Here is a 4846-nt window from a genome sequence, read left to right as displayed (position 1 = left end):
CTTCAATGCATCTTTCAGCGAGTCCGCCCCCTGATCCGCGATCAATTGCTGGTTGATCACGGTAACCGACTGCGGAATATCGCGCAGTTGCTGCCAGGTCTTGCCTATGGTCGATGCACCAGTTGCCAGCGTGCCACGCGTGGCCTGCTCGCCGACCACCTGCACCGTATCCAGTCGCGTATTCGCTTCTGCCGCCAGAACCAGACCCGGGCATAAGGCAGCAGCGAGCATTCCCGCAGCCATGGCGGCGCCACGCTGCCCCGACACATGGCCACGCTTCAAATCATGCTTCATATTTTCTCTCTTATTATCAGTGTGTTACACGCAAAACCATTTAATACCCGAGCACAAAACAGCCTCCCGCCAACGGGAGATGCCACACAAGGAAATGCTCAGGGTTGTTCGGTGATAAATCCGATACGGCTAATGCCGGACTGCTGCGCCAGCGCCAGCGTCTTGGCAACCAGCTCGTAACGGATGGATTTATCGGCACGCAGGTGCAGCTCGGTATCGGGCCTCGCTCCTGCTACGGCAAGGCGCGTCGCCAACTGGGCATCGGTGAGCGGTACGTCGTTCCACCACAACTTGCCGGCACCATCAATCACCAGACGGATCTGTTCGGGTTTGTCGGCCTGAACTGCTGCACTGGCCTGCGGCAAGTCCACACGCACGGCATGGGTCAGTAGCGGGGCCGTCACAATAAACACCACCAGCAACACCAGCATCACATCCACCAGCGGCGTCATATTGATCTCCACCATGGGTGCCGACCTGTCCTGTTCAAACTGTCCGAATGCCATCAAGCTCTCCTGCCTGCGTCAGTAGTTGGGCATGCAGGTCATGGGCAAAATGATCCATCTGCTGGGTTTGAACCCTTTGCATGCGGGTAAAGGTGTTGTAAGCCAGCAAGGCCGGAATCGCGGCGGCGAGGCCGGCAGCGGTGGCCACCAGCGCTTCGCCTATCGGCCCGGCAACCACGCCGATACTGGCCTGGCCATTCGTACCGATGCCGATCAGCGCGTGGTAAATGCCCCATACCGTGCCAAACAAGCCGATAAAAGGCGCACTGGATGCCACCGAGGCAAGCAGCGTCATGCCCGACTCCAGCCGCCCCGCTTCCAGCGCCAGACGCTTGCGCAAGGCGCGGGTCAGAAACTCGTCCAGCGCACAGGCTTGCCCCAGTGAGCGCTGGGCATGCTGGCGATAGTGCTGCACCGCCTCGACACCATCACGGGCCAAATGTGCCAGCGGTGCTTGACTGTCCGCGATGGACACCAGCGCAGCAGACCAGTCTGCTGCATTCCAGACACCGGCTTCCGCTTCGCGATTGGCGCGCCGGGTGCGCCATAACTGGATGGCACGCAGGCCTATCAAGGTCCAGGTCAGCACGGACATGGCGATCAGGCATAAAAAGACGGTGGTCAGGACAGCATCGCCCTGCTGAAAAACAAGCATCAGGTTCATGATTGGACAGACTTGAGTGAGAAATGGATAGGAACCACAAAGCGATGGGCGATGGCCTGTGCGCCGCGCCGTGCCGGCGTAAAGCGCCATTGCCTGACGGCCTCGCGCGCTGCCCTGTCCAGCCGCGGGTAACCGCTGCTCTTGGCCAGTTCAACGGCAAGCGCCTGACCTGCCGCACTGACGTCTACGCGCAGCTCGACCGTGCCGCTCTCGGCCAACTCTAGCGAAAGCGGGGGATAGGCCGGCCTTGGGTTATGCAGATAATCGCCACGATATTGCGGCAGAGTCAGCTCGTCCTTCGCTCCGGGCATTGCACCGCTGCTAGGCGCCGCCGTGGCGAGCGCAGGCTCAGCCTGCAGGCTGGCCTGATCGGCTTGCGCCGCATGACTGAGGGCCGGCGTCAGCGCAGCTAGCTGCGGGCTGGCAGCAGAACGAGCGGCCGTACGCATAGGAATCGCCTTGCGCTCGGGCCGGGATAAGGGCTTGTTTGCGGCAGGCTGACGCTGCACCACTTGCTGCTGGCGAACAGCATGCGTCTGCTGCACCTTGCCCCCGGTACTGACCATCTGCATCGCCATAGGCGGCAGCTTAGGTGGCTGTAACGGTGCACGAGCCCCCAGCAGCAACAGGCTATGCAGCGCGATGACAGCGATAAAGACAGGAATGACAGGCGAGTTCTTTTGCATGTCGAGATAATAATGCAAATCATTATCATTCGCGACAAAAATTTTAGCCGGCCTGAAAACTGCCCAAATAAAAAAAAGCAGCCACATGCTGTGGCTGCCTTTTGAATAAAAAATAAAAGATCAGAGTGTTGTCAGTGCCCGCCGTGCCGCAGCGATGGTCTGCTCGATAATCTCGTCGCTGTGGGCAATCGATACAAAGCCGGCCTCGTAAGCCGATGGTGCCAGATAAATGCCTTCTGCCAGCATCGCATGGAAGAAACGGTTAAAACATTCCCGATCCGACGCGGTGACCTGCTCGAATGTTGTCGGTACCTCGGCGCAGAAATACAGGCCGAACATACCGCCCACGCTGTCGCCACACAAGGTAACCCCCGCCTCGCGTGCCGCATCGACAATGCCTTCGACCAGACGCGCGGTACGCCGACCCAGTTGCGCGTGGAAATCCGGCTGCTGAATCAGCTTGAGTGTGGTCAGCCCGGCCGCAACGGCAACCGGGTTGCCCGACAAGGTGCCGGCCTGATAGACATTACCCAAGGGAGCGATGCAGCTCATGATGTCGGCACGGCCACCAAATGCCGCCAGCGGCATACCGCCACCCACCACCTTGCCCAGCGTGGTCAAATCCGGCTTGATGCCGTGCAGGCTCTGCGCGCAACCCAGCGCCACGCGGAAACCGGTCATCACTTCGTCGTAGATCAACACCGTACCGTGCTGTTCGGTCAGCGCACGCAAGGCCTGCACAAACGCCACCGACGGCTTGATCAGATTCATATTGCCGGCGATAGGCTCGAGAATCACGCAGGCGATGGTATGGCCGATTTCATCGAAGGTGCGTTTTAGCTGCTCGACGTTGTTGTACTCCAACACCAGCGTGTGGCGGGTAAAGTCGGCCGGCACCCCACCGGAAGAGGGGTTGCCAAAGGTCAGCAAGCCAGAACCGGCCTTGACCAGCAGACTGTCGGAATGCCCGTGATAGCAACCTTCAAACTTGATAATGGCATCGCGTTTGGTAAAGCCACGCGCCAGACGGATCGCGCTCATGGTGGCTTCGGTACCTGATGACACCAGCCGCACCTGCTCTATCGAAGGCACCAGCTTGCAGATTTCCTCCGCAATGTCGATTTCGGCTTCGGTAGGTGCACCAAACGACAGACCGCCTTCCGCCGCCTTTTGCACCGCAGCCACCACGTCAGGGTGGGCGTGCCCCAGAATGGCCGGTCCCCAAGAACCGATGTAATCGATGTACTGCCGGTCATCGGCATCCCAGAAATAGGGGCCGTTGGCTTTTTTTACAAAGCGTGGCGTACCGCCCACCGAGCCAAAGGCACGAACCGGCGAATTGACACCGCCGGGAATGGATTTCTTGCCGCGTTCAAACAGTTCAAGGTTACGGGACATAAGGTTGTTCCTGATGAATAAGCAGATAAAAAGCAGCCGAAGGCCGGTATCAACCGGTCGTCCAGCGGGAATAGGGGGTCTGGCTTAGATAGGCGTAGCTGAAACGCGCATCTTGCGTCACTTCTGTGCCCAGCCAGAGCGGCCGGGTAAGCTCTTCATACTCATCAGCCAGCTCGATTTCAGCCAGTAGCAGACCGGCATTGTCGCCGAAAAACTCGTCGATAAACCAAAGCTGCCCAGCGTAGGCTAAGGAGTAGCGCATTTTGTCGACCCGATAATGGCACAGGCCAGCCAGCATCGCCTCGGCATCGGCTAGCGGAATCGGATATTCAAACTCGGGACGGCTCAAGGCCGTGCTTTCACCCTTGAGCGTCAAGCAGGCCTGATCTCCGGCAATACGCACCCGCACCGAGCGGCTATTGTCCAGCGCCACAAAGCCTTGCCGTAAAAGCAAACCCGCCCCGCCATCGGGGCGCCATGCGTCACTCGCCAACAAGAAACGGCGCTCGATTTCAATGGCCATATCAGAACGGTTTCACAACGACGAGCAGCACGATAGCAATCAGGACCAGCACCGGAATTTCGTTGAAGAAACGGTACCAGACATGGCTATGCCGGTTTTGACGGGCAGCAAAATCGCGATACAGCTTGCCACAGTACAAGTGATAAGCCATCAGGCCGGCAACCAGTGCCAGCTTGGCATGCAGCCAGCCACCCGCAAAATCAAAGCCCAGCCATAGCCACACACCCAGCGCCAGTGCCAGTGCCGCCAATGGCGTCATAAAGCGGTACAACTTGCGCGCCATCAACAGCAGCCGGTCGTATTCGGCACCATCTCCGGCCATCGCCAGATTGACGAACAAACGCGGCAGATAGAACAAGCCGGCAAACCATGACGTCACAAAGATGATGTGAAAAGCCTTTAGGTAGAGATAAGCCAAAAGGACACTCCGTTTGATCGTTAGGATGGCGCGCCTGTTTCACGTGAAACAGCATCAATGTTTTCGTTTTGCCGCCTCGTACAAGGGCATGACTTGCGGTACACGCGCAGACAGTTCGGCAATACGGGCAGCACCAGAAGGGTGGGTCGACGTAAATTCAGGGCCATTCCCCCCCAACTGCGCCATTTTGCGCCATACATTTGCCGCAGCATTGGGGTTGTAACCGGCACGCGCCATCAACTCCAGCCCCATCAAGTCGGCTTCCTTTTCCATTCCCCGTGAAAATGGCAGAGAAAGCGCATACTGGCCGGCCATATTGGCCATATCCATCTGCCCCTGACTTAAACCGGCCAGCGC

Annotated in this window: 7 protein-coding genes and 1 pseudogene; all 8 read right to left on the bottom strand. The window is 58.6% G+C overall.

Annotated elements, in window-relative coordinates:
• A pseudogene (locus tag ACRC1E_RS08135) lies at positions 1–294 on the bottom strand (TonB-dependent receptor); the annotation flags it as partial.
• 98 nt (positions 295–392) lie between these two features.
• Positions 393–800, bottom strand: a complete 408-nt coding sequence (locus tag ACRC1E_RS08130) for an ExbD/TolR family protein (RefSeq protein WP_438514600.1) — start codon at positions 798–800, stop codon at positions 393–395.
• Positions 781–1464, bottom strand: a complete 684-nt coding sequence (locus ACRC1E_RS08125) for a MotA/TolQ/ExbB proton channel family protein (RefSeq protein WP_438514599.1) — start codon at positions 1462–1464, stop codon at positions 781–783. Before ACRC1E_RS08125 ends, ACRC1E_RS08130 begins: the two co-directional genes overlap by 20 nt.
• Positions 1461–2168, bottom strand: coding sequence for an energy transducer TonB (locus tag ACRC1E_RS08120; RefSeq protein ID WP_438514598.1), 708 nt, complete (start codon positions 2166–2168; stop codon positions 1461–1463). Before ACRC1E_RS08120 ends, ACRC1E_RS08125 begins: the two co-directional genes overlap by 4 nt.
• 102 nt (positions 2169–2270) lie before the next feature.
• Positions 2271–3548 carry a glutamate-1-semialdehyde 2,1-aminomutase gene (hemL, locus tag ACRC1E_RS08115; RefSeq protein ID WP_438514597.1) on the bottom strand — a complete coding sequence of 426 codons (1278 nt, stop codon included), beginning with the start codon at positions 3546–3548 and terminating at the stop codon, positions 2271–2273.
• Positions 3549–3597: 49 nt separating this feature from the next.
• Positions 3598–4071, bottom strand: a complete 474-nt coding sequence (locus ACRC1E_RS08110; protein ID WP_438514596.1) for a CYTH domain-containing protein — start codon at positions 4069–4071, stop codon at positions 3598–3600.
• Position 4072: 1 nt separating this feature from the next.
• Positions 4073–4489: a CopD family protein gene (locus tag ACRC1E_RS08105; protein WP_438514595.1), complete on the bottom strand. Its 417-nt coding sequence runs from the start codon at positions 4487–4489 to the stop codon at positions 4073–4075.
• 54 nt (positions 4490–4543) lie between these two features.
• On the bottom strand, positions 4544–4846 hold a 303-nt coding region (locus ACRC1E_RS08100; protein ID WP_438514594.1), incomplete at its 5' end, for a M48 family metalloprotease.

Origin of the sequence: Craterilacuibacter sp. (genome assembly GCF_051659485.1) — a bacterium.
Classification (GTDB): domain Bacteria; phylum Pseudomonadota; class Gammaproteobacteria; order Burkholderiales; family Chromobacteriaceae; genus Craterilacuibacter.
The sequence above is the reverse complement of the archived record's forward strand: the minus strand, read 5'-3'. Positions and strand labels throughout refer to the sequence as shown.

Bases quoted from the DNA above. Each gene is read 5' to 3' on its own strand.
- ACRC1E_RS08130 (WP_438514600.1), bottom strand. From the start codon at position 800: ATGGCATTCGGACAGTTTGAACAGGACAGGTCGGCACCCATGGTGGAG.
- ACRC1E_RS08125 (WP_438514599.1), bottom strand. From the start codon at position 1,464: ATGAACCTGATGCTTGTTTTTCAGCAGGGCGATGCTGTCCTGACCACC.
- hemL (WP_438514597.1), bottom strand. From the start codon at position 3,548: ATGTCCCGTAACCTTGAACTGTTTGAACGCGGCAAGAAATCCATTCCC.
- ACRC1E_RS08110 (WP_438514596.1), bottom strand. From the start codon at position 4,071: ATGGCCATTGAAATCGAGCGCCGTTTCTTGTTGGCGAGTGACGCATGG.